Here is a 15,756-nt window from a genome sequence, read left to right as displayed (position 1 = left end):
AGTAGGTCGTCCTGAGTACGTCGAGAGAGACCACCATGCTCGTCAGCAACGCCCTCATCGGCCTGCGCGAAGGCCTCGAGGCCGCGCTCGTCGTCGTCATCCTCGTCGCCTTCCTCGCCAAGACCGGCCGGACCTGGGCGACGAAGTGGGTCTGGGCCGGCGTCGCGACCGCGGTCGTGCTGTCCGTCGTCCTCGGCGCGGTCCTCACCTTCGGCACCCGCCAGCTGAGCTTCGAGACCCAGGAGCTCATCGGTGGCAGCGCCTCGATCCTCGCGGTCGGCTTCGTCACCGTCATGGTCTTCTGGATGCGCACGGCCGCCCGGACGATCTCCGGCGAGCTCAAGGGCCGTCTCGACCGCGCCCTCGACCTCGGCCCGCTCGCGATCGCGCTCGTCGGCTTCCTCGGCGTCGGCCGTGAGGGCCTGGAAACCGCGATCTTCTTCTACGCGACGACCGAGGCCGCCGGCGCGGGCACCTACCAGCCTCTCGTCGGATGGGCGATCGGCCTGCTCTCCGCCGTCGCGCTCGGCGTGCTCATCTACCGCGGCGCGATCCGGATCAACCTCTCCGTCTTCTTCCGCTGGACCGGCGTCTTCCTCGTCGTCGTCGCCGCCGGGATCCTCGCCTACGGCATCCACGACCTGCAGGAGGCCGGCTTCCTGCCCGGCCTCAACGCCCTCGCCTTCGACGTCTCGCACGTCATCGCCCCCGACGGCTGGCTCGGCACCCTGCTCAAGGGCTTCTTCAACTTCACCCCCGCGACGACCTGGCTGCAGGCCATCGCCTGGACCGCGTACATCGCGATCGTCCTGCCCCTCTTCCTGCGGCCCACCAGCGGCGTGACGAGCGCCCCGCGCCCCGCCGCCGCGCAGTCCGCCTGACCGACCCGCACGACCACCGCCCCACTCGACCCGCACCGTCATGACCCGAAGGACCCCGATGCGCCGCACCGTCACCACCACCGCCCTCGGCCTGTCCGCGGCCCTCGCCCTCGCCGCCTGCGGCGGGGACGCGAAGGACGCGAGCGCGGGCGGCGGCCCGATCGCCGTCACCGCCAGCGACACCGAGTGCTCGCTCGCCCGGGCCGAGGCGCCGGCCGGCACCGTCGAGTTCGAGGTGAAGAACACCGGCTCGAAGGTCAACGAGTTCTACGTCTACGCCGAGGGCGACCGCATCGTCGGCGAGGTCGAGAACATCGCCCCCGGCCTGAGCCGCACCTTCCACGTCACCGTCTCCGAGCCGGGCACCTACGTCACCGCGTGCAAGCCGGGCATGGTCGGGGCCGGCATCCGCTCGGACTTCACGATCACCGGCGCCTCCGCCGCCCCGAAGTCGCAGGACGAGCAGCTCGTCGCCGCCACCGACGGCTACGAGCGCTACGTCGCGAGCCAGGCCGACGCCTTCGAGACCGAGACCGGCAAGTTCGTCGCCGCCGTGAAGAAGGGCGACGTCGCCCAGGCCAAGCGCCTCTACCCGACCGCCCGCTCGTACTGGGAGCGCATCGAGCCCGTCGCCGAGTCCTTCGGCGACCTCGACCCGAAGATCGACGGGCGCGCCGACGTCCTCGACGAGGGCATGAAGTTCACCGGCTACCACCGCCTCGAGCGCGACCTGTGGAAGACCGGCCTCCAGGACGACTCCGACGCGATCGCCGACCAGCTGAAGAGCGATGTCGCCGAGCTCGTGACGAAGGCCAAGGCCGTCGAGCTCGACCCGCTCCAGCTCGCCAACGGCTCCAAGGCCCTCCTCGACGAGATGGCCACCGGCAAGATCACCGGCGAGGAGGAGCGGTACAGCCACACCGACCTCTACGACTTCGCCGCGAACTTCGAGGGCAGCAAGTCGGCGATCAGCAGCCTGCGCCCGTACCTCAAGAAGGCCGACGCCGACCTCGTCACCTCCATCGACAAGAAGACCAAGGCCCTCGACACCGTCCTGCAGCAGCACGCGACCGCCGACGGCTGGGCCCTCTACACCGACCTGTCCGACGCCGAGGTCAAGGAGCTCTCCGACGCCCTCGACGCGCTGAGCGAGGACGTCGCGAAGGTCGCCGGCGTCGTCGCCGACGGGCAGTGAGCAGGGAGCACGAGATGAGCAGCACGGGCGAAGGGGTGGGCCGTCGCGCCCTCGTCGGGTCGGCCGCGGGCGCGGTCCTCGCGACCGGTCTCGCGGTCGGCACCTCCCGGGCGGCGCACGCGAGCGCTCCCCCGGCCGCTCCCGCGGCCGACCCGGAGGAGGGCGTCGTCCCATTCCGCGGCGAGCACCAGGCCGGCATCACCACCGCCGCCCAGGACCGCATGCACTTCGTCGCGCTCGACGTGACGACCGACGACGTCGACGAGCTGCGCGAGATGCTCACCGCGTGGACCCGCGCCGCCGAGCGGATGACGGTCGGCGCAGAGGCCGCCCCCGGCGGCGTGGTCGGCGGCGGGCCGTGGAAGGTCCCCGAGGACACCGGCGAGGCGATGGACCTGCCGCCGTCGAGCCTGACGATCACCATCGGCTACGGCCCGAGCCTCTTCGAGCGGCTCGGCATCGAGGACCGCCGCCCGGAGGCGCTGCGCGAGCTGCCCCCCTTCGCCGGCGACGACCTCGACGAGGCGCGCTCGGGCGGCGACATCTGCATCCAGGCGTGCGCAGACGACCCGCAGGTCGCCGTGCACGCCGTGCGCAACCTCGTGCGCCTCGGCTTCGGCACCGTCTCGGTGCGCTGGAGCCAGCTCGGCTTCGGGCGTACCTCGTCGACGTCGACGAGCCAGGCCACCCCGCGCAACCTCTTCGGCTTCAAGGACGGCACGGCCAACATCAAGGCCGAGGACCCGCAGGCCCTCGCCGAGCACGTGTGGATCGACCCGCAGGACGTGCCGGGCGAGGCCGCGTGGCTGGCGGGCGGCTCCTACCTCGTCGCCCGACGGATCCGGATGCACGTCGAGGTGTGGGACCGCACCCACCTGCAGGAGCAGCAGACCGTCATCGGCCGGGACAAGGGGGTCGGCGCGCCCCTCGGCCGCTCGGCCGAGATGGACGAGCCGGACTTCGCGGCGAAGGGGGCGGACGGCGCCCCGGCGATCGACGTCGCCGCCCACGTGCGGCTGGCGCACGCCGACAACCTCGACGGGGTGCGCATCCTGCGCCGCGGCTACAACTTCACCGACGGCACCGACGGGCTGGGCCACCTCGACGCGGGCCTCTTCTTCGTCGCCTTCTGCCGCGACGCGCACCGGCAGTTCGTGCCGATGCAGCGGGCGCTGGCGCGCGCGGACCTCCTCAACGAGTACATCGAGCACACGGGCAGCGCGCTCTTCGTCGTCCCGCCCGGGCTGGCGCCGGAGGAGGACTGGGGCACGCAGCTGCTCGGCTGAGCCCCGCCGCGCCATGGGTCACCAGGGCTTCTCGGCGTAGTCCCCGCCGTTGCTCTCCTCGGCCTCGTCGATCTTCTTCTTCGTCTCGGCGTCGCCCTGCCCGGCCTTGTTCTTCTCCTCGAGCTGCTTCTTCTTCTCGTCCTTCTGGGGGTCCTCGCCCTCGCCCTCGGAGTCGTCCTTCGAGGGGTCCTGCTCGTCGTCATCGCCGTCGCCCTCCTCGGGCTGGGTCTTCTCCTCGAGGCGCTGCTTGGACTCCTGCTGCTTCTGCCCGGCCTCGCCGCCGTTGCCGTCGGCGGACCCGTCGAGACAGCCCTCCGGGCCGCCCTCGATGAGGGCGAGGGCCTCCTCGGCGATCTTCTTCTCGCCCTCGGTGTCGCCGGCCTCGCCCGCGGCGTCGGACTGGCGCTCGATCGTCAGCACGAGGTTGGTGCGCACGGTGCAGTCGTCCTGCGGGGTGCCGGTGCGCCCGAGCGCGAGCTCGAGGTCACGCCGCCCGCCCTCGAGGTCGCCCTCCATCGACCGCCCGGTGCCCTCGACGTACGGCGCGCGCCAGCGCTGCACGATGTTGACGACGCCGAGACGCTCGCCCGCGGTACGCACGCCGGCGCCGGCGCCGCTCTCGTGCGCCCCTCCGGCGCTGCTCGTGAGCACCGGCAGGCTGAGCAGCTTGAGCGCGAGGAGCAGCACGAGCAGGACGGGCAGCGCGGAGGCGAGCAGCAGCCGGCGACGACGACGCACCCACGGTGCCGTGCTCATGACGCCTCCATCTCACGGGCCGCCCGGGTGATGCGCGAGACGTCGCGCGACACGAGCCACAGGTCGACGAGGAGCAGCGCGGCGGCGAGGGTGGCGAGCACCCACACGAGCGAGACGTGGGTCGGGGTCGACGCGGACGCGTCCTCGACGAGCTCGCCCGGCTCGGCCTGGGCGAGCGCCGGCGCGATGTCGCCGCCCTCGCGGTGCACGTAGGGCACCCCGAGCTGCTCGGCGAGCTTCCTGAGGTCGTCCTCGCTGGCCTTCGAGATCGCGGTCTGGCCGTCGGTCGTCGTGATGTCGCCGTCGCTCTCGCCGATCGAGGTGAGGTTGGCCATCGGGGCCCCCTTCGCCGTGCCGTAGCCGAGGACCGCGCCGCCGTCGACGAGATCACCGAGGTCGAAGGGGGTCGGGGCCTGGCCGTTGGTCTGCTCCCCGTCGCCGAGGTAGAAGACGACGCGGGCCCGCTCGGGGTAGCGCTCCTTGCTCTTCGTCAGCGCGCCGCGCAGGTACTCGTCCGCGACGGTGATCGAGGAGCCCGCCGAGTACAGCGTGATCTCCTGCGACATCGTGTCGACCGCCGTCTGCAGGGCGTTCGTGTCGGTCGTCAGCGGCATCGTCGCCCGAGCCGAGGAGTCGAAGGTGACGAGCGAGAAGCGCGCGCCGGGCAGCGCCTCGGCGATCTTCGGGATGTCCTCGCGGTAGCCGTCGAGACGCGGCTTGCCGCCCGGGTAGTCGCGCGCCATCGCCGAGCTCGTCGTGTCGGCGACGAACCACACGTTGATCGCCCGGCTCGCCTGGGGGGCCTGGGCCCCGGCGACGCCGGGACCGAGCAGGGCGAGCGCCACGGCGGCGGCGGCCCCGGTGCGCAGCGCCCAGCGTCGGTGCTGGGCGGGCCGGGTGAGCAGGGCGGCGACGCACAGGCCGACGAGGACGAGCCCGAGCAGGACCGCGATCGGCCAGGGCAGGACGGGGTGCAGACCGAGACCGTTCATCGACGCCACCTCCAGGCCAGGGGCAGGTACGCGAAGAGACCGAGCACGAGGAGGAGCACCGGCCAGCGGGGCTTGTCCGTGCGCAGGAACTGCGGCTTGGTGTCGGGCAGACGGGCCGCCTCGAGCCGCTCGATCTCGTCGGTGATGCCCGTGACGGCCTCCTCGTCGGTGAGCGGGTAGGTCTTGCCGCCGGTGCCCTCGGTGGCGTCGACGAGCTCCTCGTGGGCGCGCCCGCTGTCGTTGGGGTCGATGGCGTAGACCCGCGCGCCGAGGTCCTCCACCGCGCGGAAGGCCTCCTCCTGCGTGTACACGCCCCGCCCGGCGACCATGTTGTCCGTGCCGAGGATGATCGCCCGGGGGCGGTCCTCCTCGCGCCGGTCGAAGCCGTAGGTGCAGCTCGCGAGCCCGTCGGGGATGAGCGAGGTGCCCGAGCTGTTGGGGTTCCACGTGCCGGCCTGCGGGTCGAGCCCATCGCCGCCGATCGAGGAGAAGCCGTTGGCGTACTCCTCGAGCTGGGTGGTCACGAGGTCGTAGTCGTCGGTCAGCGGGAAGGCGGTGACGGCCTGGCTGTCGAAGAGGACGAGACCGATCCGCTCGCCCTCGAAGCCCTTCACGACGTCGGCGAAGGAGCGCAGGATCGCCTGGTCGGTGACGAACATCGAGCCCGAGACGTCGAGGCAGAGCATGATGTCGCGGTTGCGCTTCTCCGGCTCGACGAGGTAGCCGTCGGCCGGGCGCGAGGCGGCCCAGGCCGCCGGCACGAAGACGAGGGCCAGCACCGCGGTGAGCACGAGCAGCTGACCGCGCAGCCGGGTCAGGGCCCGCCGGTAGACGGGCAGGTCGGTCATCCGTCGCGTGTGCGCCGCGAGGACGACCTCGCCGACGCGCTCCTGGCGGGCGCGCCACCACGAGGTCGCGGCGACGAGCACCGCGGCGAGGAGCACGAGCACCCCGAGCCACCACCAGGTCAGCTCCATCCGCCGACCACCTCCCGGGCCGCGCTCGCGGCCTTGCCGATGCTCGGCGGGGCGCTCTCGGCGGCACCGAACTGGCTCGGGTAATACGCGGCGATGAGCCGGGCGAGGTGCTCGGGCCCCCGCTTGCGCAGGTCACGGGCGGTCATCTTCTCGGCGTCCAGACCGCTCACCTCGGCGACGAAGCGCCGCACGACCTTCGACAGCTCGTGATGACCGGCGCGCGCGGTGCGCTCGCCCTCGCGCACGGAGCGCTCGACCTCGTCGATCTGCGCGAGCGTCTCGCCGCGCAGCTTCACGAGCGCGCTCGGCGGGAGCGGGGCGTGGCTCTCGTCCTGCGGGGGTCGCGTCATGAGCCACACGACCCCGGCCCACACGAGCAGGAGCAGCAGGAGCAGACCGCCGAGGAGCGGCCACACGATGCCGTAGCTGCCCGGGGGCAGGAAGCTCGGGTCAGCGTCCACGACGCCTCCGCTCGAGCAGGCCGATGACGGCGGGGACGACCTCGTCGCGCGAGCCGACCCGGACCTCGCCGACGTCGACCCGCCGGAAGGTCGTCTCGAGCTCGGCGCGGCGCACCCGCTCCTGCTCGGCGTAGACCGCCCCGATCTCCGGCGCGAGCTCGAGCAGCGCGGGCAGGGTCCGTCCGCTGCTCACGTCGCGCACCCGGGTCGAGGCGGGGACCCCGACGACGTCGAGGTCGGCGACGGTGACCCAGAGGATCTCGTGGCGCAGCCGCAGCGTGCGCAGCACCGCCTCGACCTCGGCGGCGTGCACGCCGTCGTCGGCGACGACGAGGACGATCTTGCGGCCCGTGACGTGGCGGGCGACGTGGTGGAGCAGGCCCGGGAGGTCGCCGGAGGGCGACGTCTCGCCGCTGCGGGCGAGCATCTCCTGGAGCAGGCGCTCGAGATGGCCCTCACTGGCCCGGGCGCGGGTGGGGTGGATCGCCCCCGGCCGCCCGCTCACCATCGCCACCTCGTCGCCGTGACGGACCGCGAGCCAGCCGATGACGCCGGCGGCGAGCACCGCGACGTCGCGCTTGCTCTCCCCCGAGGTCGTCGCGGCGGCCATCTCACGCCCGCCGGGCACGACGAGGACGAGCCCGAAGTGCCGCTCGGCGACGTAGCGCTTGATGAGCATCGAGCCATGCCGGGCCGAGGCCCGCCAGTCGATGTCGCGGACGTCGTCGCCGGCGGTGTACTCGCGCAGGTCGTCGAAGTCCATCGAGCGACCCTTGTGGATCGAGGCGTACCCGCCCTCGAGGAGTGCGAGCGAGCGACGGCGCACGTGGATCGAGAGCCGTCCCTTGACCTGCTGGACGAGTGAGGACATGTCGGTGCCGAGGCGCCCTACGGGGTGCGCACGGAGCGCACGACGGCGTCGATGATCGTCTCGACCCGCACGTCGTCGGCCGTGGCCTCGTAGGTGAGGAGCACGCGGTGGCGCAGCACGCGGTGGGCGAGGTGGCGCACGTCCTCGGGGATGACGTGGTCCCGGCCCTGGAGCAGGGCGCTCGCCCGAGCGGCCTTGGCGAAGGCGATGGACGCGCGCGGCGAGGCGCCGATCTCGACGTAGCGGGCGAGCTCGGGGGGCAGCACGTCGCGCGCCCGCCGCGTCGCCGCGACGATGAAGGTGATGTAGTCGAGGACGGCCTTGTCGAGGTAGACCGAGCCGGCGATGCGCTGCAGCTCGCGGGCGTCGGCGATGTCGATCATCGCCTGGTTGGGCCGCTCGAAGATGCCCGAGTCGATGCGGCGCACGACCTCGGCCTCCTCGCCGGGCGAGGGGTAGTCGAGCAGGTCCTTGAGCATGAAGCGGTCGAGCTGGGCCTCGGGCAGCTGGTAGGTGCCCTCCTGCTCGATGGGGTTCTGCGTCGCCAGGACGAGGAAGGGCTCGGGGACCTTGTAGACCTTGCCGCCGATGGAGGTCTGGCGCTCCTGCATCGCCTCGAGCATCGCCGACTGGGTCTTGGCCGAGGACCGGTTGATCTCGTCGAGCAGGACGAAGTTCGCGTGCACCGGTCCGAGCTGGGTGACGAAGGCGCCCTGGCTCGCGTCGTAGATCTGCGTGCCGACGATGTCGCTCGGCAGGAGGTCGGGGGTGCACTGGATGCGCTTGAAGGACCCGCCGATCGCCGTCGCGAGCGCGTGCGCCGCGGTCGTCTTGGCCAGACCGGGCACGGACTCGAGCAGGACGTGACCGCCGGTGAGCAGACCGATGAGGAGGCTCTCGCGCAGCCGGCGCTGGCCGACGACCTTGGACTCGAAGCCGCGGTCCACCGCCTTGACCAGGTCCCGGGCCCGGCTGACCTGGTCCGTGGTGATCCTCGCGGCAGCCGTCATGGCGCCCCCTTCGTGGCTCGGCTCCGGGACCCGTGCCCCGGCTCGACGCGGCCATCGTATGGCCCAGCACCCGTGTCCCCCATGGGGAGCGGTACCCCGCGCGCCGGGGACGAGACAGCGCCGGGACCACGGGTGGTCCCGGCGCGCCTCCCCCTTCTTCAGGGGCGAAGAGGGTCCCGTGCGGCACCGCCGATCTCCCCCCGGCGAGTGCTGCGTCTGCAGAGTACGCCGGGGTAACTTCGGCGGGCGCCGGTTTGCGCATTTCCGCGAGACCACGCGCTGGGCGACCGGGGCGGAGGGGGAGACTGCCCCCCGATGAGCACCGTCGGAGCCCGCCAGATCCTCTCCCTGGCCGTGCCAGCATTCCTCGCCCTCGTCGCCGAGCCGCTCTTCCTGCTCGTCGACTCCGCCGTCGTCGGCCGGCTCGGCGTCGTGCCGCTCGCCGGTCTCGGGGCGGCGAGCGCCGTGCTGCTGACGATGGCCGGCGTCTTCGTCTTCCTCGCCTACGGCACGACCGCGGCGGTCTCGCGCCAGGTCGGCGCCGGGCTGCACCGCGACGCCATCGAGAGCGGCTGGTCCGGGGTGTGGCTCGCCGTCGTCATCGGCGCGCTCGCCGCGGTCGTCACCGCGGTCTTCGCCCACCCGCTCGTCGCCGCTGTCGGGGGCTCGCCAGAGGTGCTCCTCCAGGGCGAGACCTACCTGCGGGTGAGCGCGCTCGGCCTGCCGGCGATGCTCGTCGTCCTCGCGGCGACCGGCATCCTGCGCGGTCTGCTCGACACGCGCACACCGCTCGTCGTCGCCGGGGTGGGCTTCACCGTCAACGCCGTGCTCAACGTCGTGCTCGTCCACGGGCTGGGCATGGGCATCGCGGGGTCCGCCTGGGGCACGGTCGTCGCCCAGGCGGGCATGGCTCTGGCGCTCGTCACCGTCGTCGCCCGCCACGGACGAGCGCACGACGCGTCCCCCCGGCCGCACGTCGCCCGGGTGCTCCGGTCGGCTGTCGAGGGGGTGCCGCTGCTCGTGCGCACGCTCGCGCTGCGCGCCATCCTCCTGCTCACCGTGTGGACCGCCGCGAGCTTTGGCGACGTGCCCCTCGCGGCGCACCAGGTGACGATGACGATCTGGTCGGCCCTCGCCTTCGCCCTCGACGCGATCGCCATCGCCGCCCAGGCCCTCACCGGTCAGGCCCTCGGGGCCGGCGACCGCCGGGCGGTCCGCGACGCGAGCGCGATCATGATGCGGTGGGGCTGGTGGACCGGCGTCGTCCTCGGGCTGCTCGTCCTCGCCGGGCACCAGGTGCTCCCCGCCCTCTTCACGACAGACGCCGGGGTGCGCGCCTCCATCGCCTCGGGCCTGCTCGTCGTCGCGATCGGCCAGCCGCTCGCCGGCCTCGTCTTCACCGCCGACGGCATCCTCATCGGGGCCGGCGACGGGCGCTGGCTCGCCGGGGCCTCGACGGTCGTCCTGCTCGCCTACGTCCCGCTCGTCCTGCTCGCCCGCCACCTGGGCCAGGGGCACACGGCGACCTCGGCGATGGTCGTCCTCTGGGTCGCCTTCAGCGGCTTCATGCTCGTGCGCTGGGCGACGCTGTGGTGGCGCCTGCGCAGCGACGCCTGGCTCGTCACCGGCGCCCACCGCTGACCCGGCCGCGCGGTCGCCCGCGACCCGGAACCCGGGTCACAGCCGGGCAACGTCTCGGTCTCACCCGTTGATCTGCGCCCACGACTAAGGTTGCGTGGATCGGCATGACCCCGCCACAAGCGTCGTCCGTCCTGCCCGTCCCTGCCGCTGACAGCGGTGGCCTGCGAGGATTCGAGGAGGCGGTCAACGACGTCGTCGGCCCCTTCGCCGACTGGCTGTCCTCCGTCGTCTTCTACGCCGTCCCGCTCCCCGGGGGCTCCGAGCTGCCCCTCGTCGTCCTCTGGCTCGTCGCCGCGGGCGTCATCATCACGGCCTACCTCGGCGTCGTGCAGGTGCGCGGCGCGCGGCTGTCCCTCGAGGTGGTCCGCGGCAAGTTCTCGCGCCCGGACGACCCCGGTGAGATCACGCACTTCCAGGCTCTCTCGTCGGCGTTGTCCGGCACCGTCGGCCTCGGCAACATCGCCGGCGTCGGCGCGGCTCTCGCCCTCGGTGGGGCGGGTGCGACCTTCTGGATGGTCGTCTGCGGTCTGCTCGGCATGGCGACGAAGTTCGCGGAGTGCACGCTTGGCGTGAAGTACCGCACCGTCAACCCCGACGGCTCGATCTCCGGCGGCCCCTTCAAGTACCTGCCGGTCGCGTACGGCCGGTTCGGCCGGGTCCCCGCCGCGATCATGACCGGCGCCTTCGCCATCGCGATCTTCTTCTTCGGGGTCGGCGGCGGCAACATGTTCCAGGCCAACCAGACCTTCGCCCAGGCTCGCGAGGTGACCGGTGGCGCCGACGGCTTCCTCGGCTCCGACGGGTCCGCGCTCGTCTTCGGCCTGGCCCTGGCCGCGCTCATCGGCGCGGTGATCCTCGGCGGCATCACCTCGATCGCCGCGGTGACCTCGAAGCTCGTCCCGGTCATGGGCATCGGCTACGTCGCGGCGTGCCTGCTCGTCATCGGCTCGAACATCAGCCAGGTCCCCGGCGCCCTCGGCGACATCGTCAGCGGCGCCTTCACCCCGGAGGCCGGGCTCGGCGGCCTCGTCGGCGTCCTCATCGTCGGCTTCCAGCGCGCGGCCTTCTCCAACGAGGCCGGTCTGGGATCGGCCCCGATCGCGCACTCGGCCGTGAAGACCACCCGCCCCGTCTCCGAGGGCTTCGTCGCCCTCCTCGAGCCCTTCATCGACACGGTCATCGTGTGCACGATGACCGCCCTGACCATCGTCATCGCGAACCCGCCGTCGTGGCGCGAGGGCATCGACCAGGTCAAGGCGGGTGGCGGCGCGCCCGACGGCGTGCTCCTCACCAGCGACGCCTTCGCCACCTTCCTGCCGCAGTTCCCGGTGATCCTCGCCGTCATGGTGGCGCTCTTCGCCTTCTCCACGCTCATCACGTGGAGCTACTACGGCGAGAAGGCCTGGGAGTACTTCTTCGGCCCGTCGCGGCCGAGCCTGCTCACCTACAAGCTGATCTTCGTCTCCTTCACGGTCATCGGCACGGTGCTCACCTTCGGCTCGGTGCTCACCCTCACCGACGCCTTCCTCTTCATGTGCGGCTTCATCAACCTCCTCGGGCTGTACTTCCTCCTGCCCGAGCTCAAGAGCGAGATGCGCGACTACCTGGCCGACTGGCGCAGCGGACGTCTCTACGAGCTCGGCGCCGCCGACGAGGCCGAGCTGAGCGCCATCCGCGAGGAGCAGGGCAACACCGGCGACCTGCCCCAGATGCGCACCGACTCGGCTCACGACAGCGGGCTGAGCATGGAGGAGCGCGCCCGCGGCGGGGCCCGGGCCGACGAAGACTGACACGCCCGACCCACGTCATGACGAGGACGACCCGCCGGCACACCGCCGGCGGGTCGTCCTGCGTCCGTAGGCGGTCCGAGATGCGAGACACCAATCCCTACTGTTGCGATAGGACTTGATCGCGCGCTAGGTTCCTCGCAGGTCATGAGCTCCAGCGCCAAGCCCCGGCTCGCTGGACAGCAACCCTCCATCTCGCGGTGGGGTGCTCCGGGTGAGGACCTGGCCCCTGCCGACGTGGCAGGGGCAAGCGCGAGGCCCCACGGCCTCGAGACGAGGACGGGCACCACATGAGCACCGACACGACCCGCACCACGGGCCGGCGCAGCTGCCGGCACGTCGAGCGACGGCACGTCGACCTGCTCCGCGTCAGCAGCGCGCTCTGTCGCCGCTGACGCAGCAGACGTAGCACCCCACCATCGACCGGTCGCCCCGCGGCCCGGTCAGCGTGGCGTGCCCGTCACCCCTGACCCAGCGCCCCTGGGTCGCCCGCACCCTCACCGCACCACGGCCGTCCGGTACCCGCCGACGTCCGACGACCCCCCATGCCCAGGAAGGCATCCCCATGGCTCTCGTCGCCACCATCTCGAGCAGTCCGTCGACGACATCGCGCACCGACGGCGTGCTCACCCACCTCTCGCGCTGGGTCCAGCGCGCCGGGCATCTCACCCTGCCCGTCGTCCTGCGCGACCTGCCCGCCGAGCCGCTCCTGCGAGCCGACACCACCCACCCCGACGTCGCCGCCGCGGTCGCGACGATCGCGAGCGCCGACGCCGTCGTCGTGAGCACCCCGGTCTACAAGGCGGCCTACAGCGGTCTGCTCAAGACCTTCCTCGACCTGCTGCCCCAGGACGCGCTGCGCGGCAAGGTCGTCCTGCCCGTGGCCACCGGAGGCAGCCCCGCGCACGTCCTGTCCGTCGACTACGCGCTGCGGCCGGTGCTGGCCAGCCTGGCGCCGAGCGCGATCACCCCCGGATGGTTCGTGCGGGCCGACGAGGTGCACCTGCTCGACGGCGGTGAGATCCTCCTCGACGAGTCCGCCGCCGCCCCCCTTCGCGAGGTCACCCGGGTCTTCCTCGACGGCGTCGCCGGGCGATCGCTCGTCGCGGCCGCCGACCGCGCGCACGGCGTGGAGCGGGCGGCCTGATGCGCACCACGACCCGCCGCTCCGTCCTGTCCGCCGGCGCGCTCCTCGCCCTGACGACGAGCCTGGCCGCCGGGTGCGCCCTGCCCACGAGCGACGCGCAGTCGCAGGAGGAGGGAGCGCACACGACCGTGCGCTACCAGGGCAGTGCCAACGCCGTCACCTGGCCCGAGCTCGCCGACGACCTCGGCTACCTCGATCGCGTCCAGCTCAAGTACGTCGGCGCGACGACCAGCGGCCCGCAGGACATCCAGTCCGTCGCGACCGGTCAGACCGACATCGGCGGCGCCTTCTCGGGCGCCATCGTCAAGCTCGTCGAGGCGGGCTCCCCGATCACCGCCGTCGTCAACTACTACGGCTCGGACGCGAGGTCCTACCAGGGGGTCTACGTCCGCAAGGACAGCGCCATCCGCCGGCCCCGCGACCTCGTCGGCAAGAAGATCGCGGTCAACACGCTGGGCGCCCAAACCGAGGCGGCGATCGACACGTGGCTGACGACGTCCGGGCTGTCGCAGAGCGAGATCGACCAGGTCCAGCTCGTCGTCCTGCCGCCCAACGACACCGAGGAGGCCGTCCGACGCGGGCAGGTCGACGCCGGCGCGCTCGGCGGGATCCTCCAGGACCACGCGAAGGCCCAGGGCGACATCCGTGAGCTCTTCCGCGACACCGAGGTCGTCGGACCGATCAACGGCGGGCAGTACGTGCTGCGCGACGACTTCATCGCGCAGCACCCCCAGGCCACCCGAGAGCTGACGACCGGGGTCGCGAAGGCCATCGAGTGGGCCCGCACGACGCCCCGCGCCGACGTCATCGCCCGCTTCACCCAGATCGTCGAGGCGCGCGACCGCAACGAGACGACCGCCAACCTGCGGTACTGGAAGAGCACGGGCATCCCCGCCCGCGGCGGGGTCATCAGCGACACCGACTTCACCCAGTGGTCGGACTGGCTGGAGAGCAGCGGCATCGTCGCGGCGGGCGAGCTCGACCCCTCGCAGATCTACACCAACGAGTACAACGACCTCGCGAAGGAGGGGTCGTCGTGACCTCGAGCATCGAGCTGCGCCACGTGACGAAGGAGTTCGTCGTGCGGCCCACGAAGGAGCAGCCCCGCGCGAGCGTCCTGCGGGCGCTCGACGACATCAGCCTCACCGTGCCCGCCGGCGAGTTCCTCACCCTCGTCGGCCCGAGCGGGTCGGGCAAGACGACCCTGCTCGACCTGCTCGGCGGTCTGAGCACGCCGACGAGCGGCAGCGTCCTCGTCGACGGCGAGGAGGTCACCGGTCCGGGCCTGGACCGAGGCATCGTCTTCCAGCAGTACGCCCTCTTCCCGTGGCGCACCGCGCTGGCCAACGTCACCTTCGGGCTCGAGCAGCTGCCGATCAGCCGCGCCGAGCGCACCGAGCGGGCTCGTCACCACCTCGACCTCGTCGGGCTCTCCGGCTTCGAGGACCGGCTCCCGCACGAGCTGTCCGGAGGGATGAAGCAGCGGGTGGCCATCGCCCGGAGCCTGGCCTACGAGCCCGGGATCCTCCTCATGGACGAGCCCTTCGCCGCCCTGGACGCGCAGACCCGCGAGCAGCTGCAGGACGAGCTGCTGCGGATCTGGCGCACCACCGGCACGACCGCGGTCTTCATCACCCACGGCATCGAGGAGGCGGTCTACCTCGGCCAGCGGGTCGCCGTCCTCTCCTCACGTCCCGGGCGTCTCACCGAGGTCGTCGACGTCGACCTCGGCGGCCGGGCCGGCGCCGTCGACCTGCGCTCCGACCCCGCCTTCGTCGCCTACCGGCACGAGATCTGGGGCCTGCTCCACGACGAGGTCGAGCGCGCCCAGCGCGCCGGCCACCGCAAGATCCAGCCCGACGGCACCGAGAGGGCGGCCTGATGAGCACCGCGACCCTGAGCACCCCCACGACGACGACGGACGACGCCCCCGCGGTCGCCCCGGCGCCCCGGGCGCCGTCAGCGGCACGACGGGCCGCCGGCATCGGCCGCACGGGCGTCCGACGCTCTGCCGCCGTCGTGGCCTTCCTCCTGCTGTGGGAGCTCGGTCCCCAGTACCTCCTCGAGTCGAGCCGGGCGGTCTTCCTCCCGCCGCTGCACGTCGTGCTCGAGGCGCTGTGGGACCTCGTACGGACCGGCCAGCTCCAGGAGCACCTCACGGCGAGCCTGACCCGCTCGGCGATCGGCTTCGGGCTCGCGGTGGTCGTCGGCGTCACCGTCGGCATCGCGGTCGCCTGGTACGAGGGCCTGCGCGAGCTGCTCACCCCCCTGCTCGAGCTCTTCCGCAACACCGCCGCGCTCGCGCTGCTGCCGGTCTTCACCCTGCTCCTCGGCATCGGCGAGCTGAGCAAGGTCTCGATCGTCGCCTACGCGGCCTTCTTCCCCGTGCTGCTCAACACGGTGGCGGGCGTGCGGACCGTCGACCCGCTCCTCGTGCGGGCCGCGCGCACCCTCGGCCTGTCCAACCTCCAGCTCTTCGCGAAGGTCGTCCTGCCCTCGGCCGTGCCGACGATCTTCACCGGCGTCCGCATGGCCGGCACCGCCTCGATCCTCGTGCTCATCGCCGCCGAGATGGTCGGGGCGAAGGCGGGGCTGGGCTACCTCATCGTCAACGCGCAGAGCAGCTTCCAGATCCCGCAGATGTACGCCGGCATCCTCACCGTCTCCGTCTTCGGGCTCGTCGTCAACACCGCGCTGGTGCGCCTCGAGCGCCGCTTCTCGCGGTGGCGCGTCACCCCCCAGGGCAGCTGAC

General features: G+C 72.5%; 16 protein-coding genes and 1 riboswitch. Of the genes, 10 read left to right on the top strand and 6 right to left on the bottom strand.

What is annotated here, in order from left to right:
* Positions 1-35: 35 nt before the first annotated feature.
* From efeU to efeB, 3 genes are read left to right on the top strand one after another with little or no spacing between them, the layout of a single operon-like run.
* On the top strand, positions 36-881 hold the full coding sequence (gene efeU, locus ABIB53_RS11310; protein ID WP_354588220.1) for an iron uptake transporter permease EfeU: 846 nt from the start codon (positions 36-38) through the stop codon (positions 879-881).
* 58 nt (positions 882-939) lie between these two features.
* Complete coding sequence (efeO, locus tag ABIB53_RS11305) at positions 940-2,076, top strand: iron uptake system protein EfeO (protein ID WP_354588219.1); 1,137 nt, start codon at positions 940-942, stop codon at positions 2,074-2,076.
* A 14-nt stretch (positions 2,077-2,090) separates the two neighbouring features.
* The gene (gene efeB / locus ABIB53_RS11300; RefSeq protein WP_123093508.1) at positions 2,091-3,362 is read left to right on the top strand and encodes an iron uptake transporter deferrochelatase/peroxidase subunit; all 1,272 of its coding nucleotides are present in this window, start codon (positions 2,091-2,093) and stop codon (positions 3,360-3,362) included.
* Between the two features lie 18 nt (positions 3,363-3,380).
* On the opposite strand, the gene ABIB53_RS11295 is transcribed toward efeB, so the two are convergent.
* From ABIB53_RS11295 to ABIB53_RS11270, 6 genes are read right to left on the bottom strand one after another with little or no spacing between them, the layout of a single operon-like run.
* On the bottom strand, positions 3,381-4,118 hold the full coding sequence (locus ABIB53_RS11295; protein ID WP_354588218.1) for a hypothetical protein: 738 nt from the start codon (positions 4,116-4,118) through the stop codon (positions 3,381-3,383).
* Positions 4,115-5,110 carry a VWA domain-containing protein gene (locus ABIB53_RS11290; RefSeq protein ID WP_354588217.1) on the bottom strand — a complete coding sequence of 332 codons (996 nt, stop codon included), beginning with the start codon at positions 5,108-5,110 and terminating at the stop codon, positions 4,115-4,117. Before ABIB53_RS11290 ends, ABIB53_RS11295 begins: the two co-directional genes overlap by 4 nt.
* The gene (locus ABIB53_RS11285; RefSeq protein ID WP_354588216.1) at positions 5,107-6,087 is read right to left on the bottom strand and encodes a vWA domain-containing protein; all 981 of its coding nucleotides are present in this window, start codon (positions 6,085-6,087) and stop codon (positions 5,107-5,109) included. The genes ABIB53_RS11290 and ABIB53_RS11285 overlap by 4 nt, the downstream gene beginning before the upstream one ends.
* Positions 6,078-6,548, bottom strand: coding sequence for a hypothetical protein (locus tag ABIB53_RS11280; RefSeq protein WP_191682087.1), 471 nt, complete (start codon positions 6,546-6,548; stop codon positions 6,078-6,080). The genes ABIB53_RS11285 and ABIB53_RS11280 overlap by 10 nt, the downstream gene beginning before the upstream one ends.
* Complete coding sequence (locus ABIB53_RS11275; protein ID WP_354588215.1) at positions 6,538-7,419, bottom strand: DUF58 domain-containing protein; 882 nt, start codon at positions 7,417-7,419, stop codon at positions 6,538-6,540. The genes ABIB53_RS11280 and ABIB53_RS11275 overlap by 11 nt, the downstream gene beginning before the upstream one ends.
* 17 nt (positions 7,420-7,436) lie before the next feature.
* On the bottom strand, positions 7,437-8,429 hold the full coding sequence (locus tag ABIB53_RS11270; RefSeq protein ID WP_123093486.1) for an AAA family ATPase: 993 nt from the start codon (positions 8,427-8,429) through the stop codon (positions 7,437-7,439).
* A 315-nt stretch (positions 8,430-8,744) separates the two neighbouring features.
* On the opposite strand from ABIB53_RS11270, the gene ABIB53_RS11265 reads away from it, so the two are divergent.
* The 7 genes from ABIB53_RS11265 (at position 8,745) to ABIB53_RS11235 (ending at position 15,755) form a co-directional block, all read left to right on the top strand.
* A complete protein-coding gene (locus ABIB53_RS11265) occupies positions 8,745-10,070 on the top strand; it encodes an MATE family efflux transporter (RefSeq protein ID WP_354588214.1) in 1,326 nt (441 codons plus the stop codon).
* Positions 10,071-10,174: 104 nt separating this feature from the next.
* Entirely contained in the window at positions 10,175-11,860 is a 1,686-nt protein-coding gene (locus ABIB53_RS11260) for an alanine/glycine:cation symporter family protein (RefSeq protein ID WP_229299724.1), read from the top strand.
* Positions 11,861-12,000: 140 nt separating this feature from the next.
* Positions 12,001-12,116, top strand: a riboswitch (SAM riboswitch).
* Between the two features lie 31 nt (positions 12,117-12,147).
* Positions 12,148-12,252 carry a putative leader peptide gene (locus ABIB53_RS11255; RefSeq protein WP_354588213.1) on the top strand — a complete coding sequence of 35 codons (105 nt, stop codon included), beginning with the start codon at positions 12,148-12,150 and terminating at the stop codon, positions 12,250-12,252.
* A 170-nt stretch (positions 12,253-12,422) separates the two neighbouring features.
* Positions 12,423-13,004: an NADPH-dependent FMN reductase gene (gene ssuE, locus ABIB53_RS11250; RefSeq protein ID WP_354588212.1), complete on the top strand. Its 582-nt coding sequence runs from the start codon at positions 12,423-12,425 to the stop codon at positions 13,002-13,004.
* The gene (locus ABIB53_RS11245) at positions 13,004-14,044 is read left to right on the top strand and encodes an ABC transporter substrate-binding protein (RefSeq protein WP_502914640.1); all 1,041 of its coding nucleotides are present in this window, start codon (positions 13,004-13,006) and stop codon (positions 14,042-14,044) included. Before ssuE ends, ABIB53_RS11245 begins: the two co-directional genes overlap by 1 nt.
* Positions 14,041-14,886 carry an ABC transporter ATP-binding protein gene (locus ABIB53_RS11240; protein WP_354588211.1) on the top strand — a complete coding sequence of 282 codons (846 nt, stop codon included), beginning with the start codon at positions 14,041-14,043 and terminating at the stop codon, positions 14,884-14,886. Before ABIB53_RS11245 ends, ABIB53_RS11240 begins: the two co-directional genes overlap by 4 nt.
* Entirely contained in the window at positions 14,886-15,755 is an 870-nt protein-coding gene (locus tag ABIB53_RS11235) for an ABC transporter permease (RefSeq protein WP_354588210.1), read from the top strand. The genes ABIB53_RS11240 and ABIB53_RS11235 overlap by 1 nt, the downstream gene beginning before the upstream one ends.
* Position 15,756: the final 1 nt, after the last annotated feature.

The sequence above is a fragment of the Janibacter sp. UYMM211 genome (assembly GCF_040547045.1).
GTDB classification, from domain to species: Bacteria; Actinomycetota; Actinomycetes; order Actinomycetales; family Dermatophilaceae; genus Marihabitans; species Marihabitans melonis.
The sequence above is the reverse complement of the archived record's forward strand: the minus strand, read 5'-3'. Positions and strand labels throughout refer to the sequence as shown.

Excerpts from the sequence above, each read along its gene's own strand:
- efeU (WP_354588220.1), top strand. The coding sequence starts at position 36 with ATGCTCGTCAGCAACGCCCTCATCGGCCTGCGCGAAGGCCTCGAGGCC.
- efeO (WP_354588219.1), top strand. The coding sequence starts at position 940 with ATGCGCCGCACCGTCACCACCACCGCCCTCGGCCTGTCCGCGGCCCTC.
- efeB (WP_123093508.1), top strand. The coding sequence starts at position 2,091 with ATGAGCAGCACGGGCGAAGGGGTGGGCCGTCGCGCCCTCGTCGGGTCG.
- ABIB53_RS11295 (WP_354588218.1), bottom strand. The coding sequence starts at position 4,118 with ATGAGCACGGCACCGTGGGTGCGTCGTCGTCGCCGGCTGCTGCTCGCC.
- ABIB53_RS11290 (WP_354588217.1), bottom strand. The coding sequence starts at position 5,110 with ATGAACGGTCTCGGTCTGCACCCCGTCCTGCCCTGGCCGATCGCGGTC.
- ABIB53_RS11285 (WP_354588216.1), bottom strand. The coding sequence starts at position 6,087 with ATGGAGCTGACCTGGTGGTGGCTCGGGGTGCTCGTGCTCCTCGCCGCG.
- ABIB53_RS11275 (WP_354588215.1), bottom strand. The coding sequence starts at position 7,419 with ATGTCCTCACTCGTCCAGCAGGTCAAGGGACGGCTCTCGATCCACGTG.
- ABIB53_RS11270 (WP_123093486.1), bottom strand. The coding sequence starts at position 8,429 with ATGACGGCTGCCGCGAGGATCACCACGGACCAGGTCAGCCGGGCCCGG.
- ABIB53_RS11265 (WP_354588214.1), top strand. The coding sequence starts at position 8,745 with ATGAGCACCGTCGGAGCCCGCCAGATCCTCTCCCTGGCCGTGCCAGCA.
- ABIB53_RS11260 (WP_229299724.1), top strand. The coding sequence starts at position 10,175 with ATGACCCCGCCACAAGCGTCGTCCGTCCTGCCCGTCCCTGCCGCTGAC.
- ABIB53_RS11255 (WP_354588213.1), top strand. The coding sequence starts at position 12,148 with ATGAGCACCGACACGACCCGCACCACGGGCCGGCGCAGCTGCCGGCAC.
- ssuE (WP_354588212.1), top strand. The coding sequence starts at position 12,423 with ATGGCTCTCGTCGCCACCATCTCGAGCAGTCCGTCGACGACATCGCGC.
- ABIB53_RS11245 (WP_502914640.1), top strand. The coding sequence starts at position 13,004 with ATGCGCACCACGACCCGCCGCTCCGTCCTGTCCGCCGGCGCGCTCCTC.
- ABIB53_RS11235 (WP_354588210.1), top strand. The coding sequence starts at position 14,886 with ATGAGCACCGCGACCCTGAGCACCCCCACGACGACGACGGACGACGCC.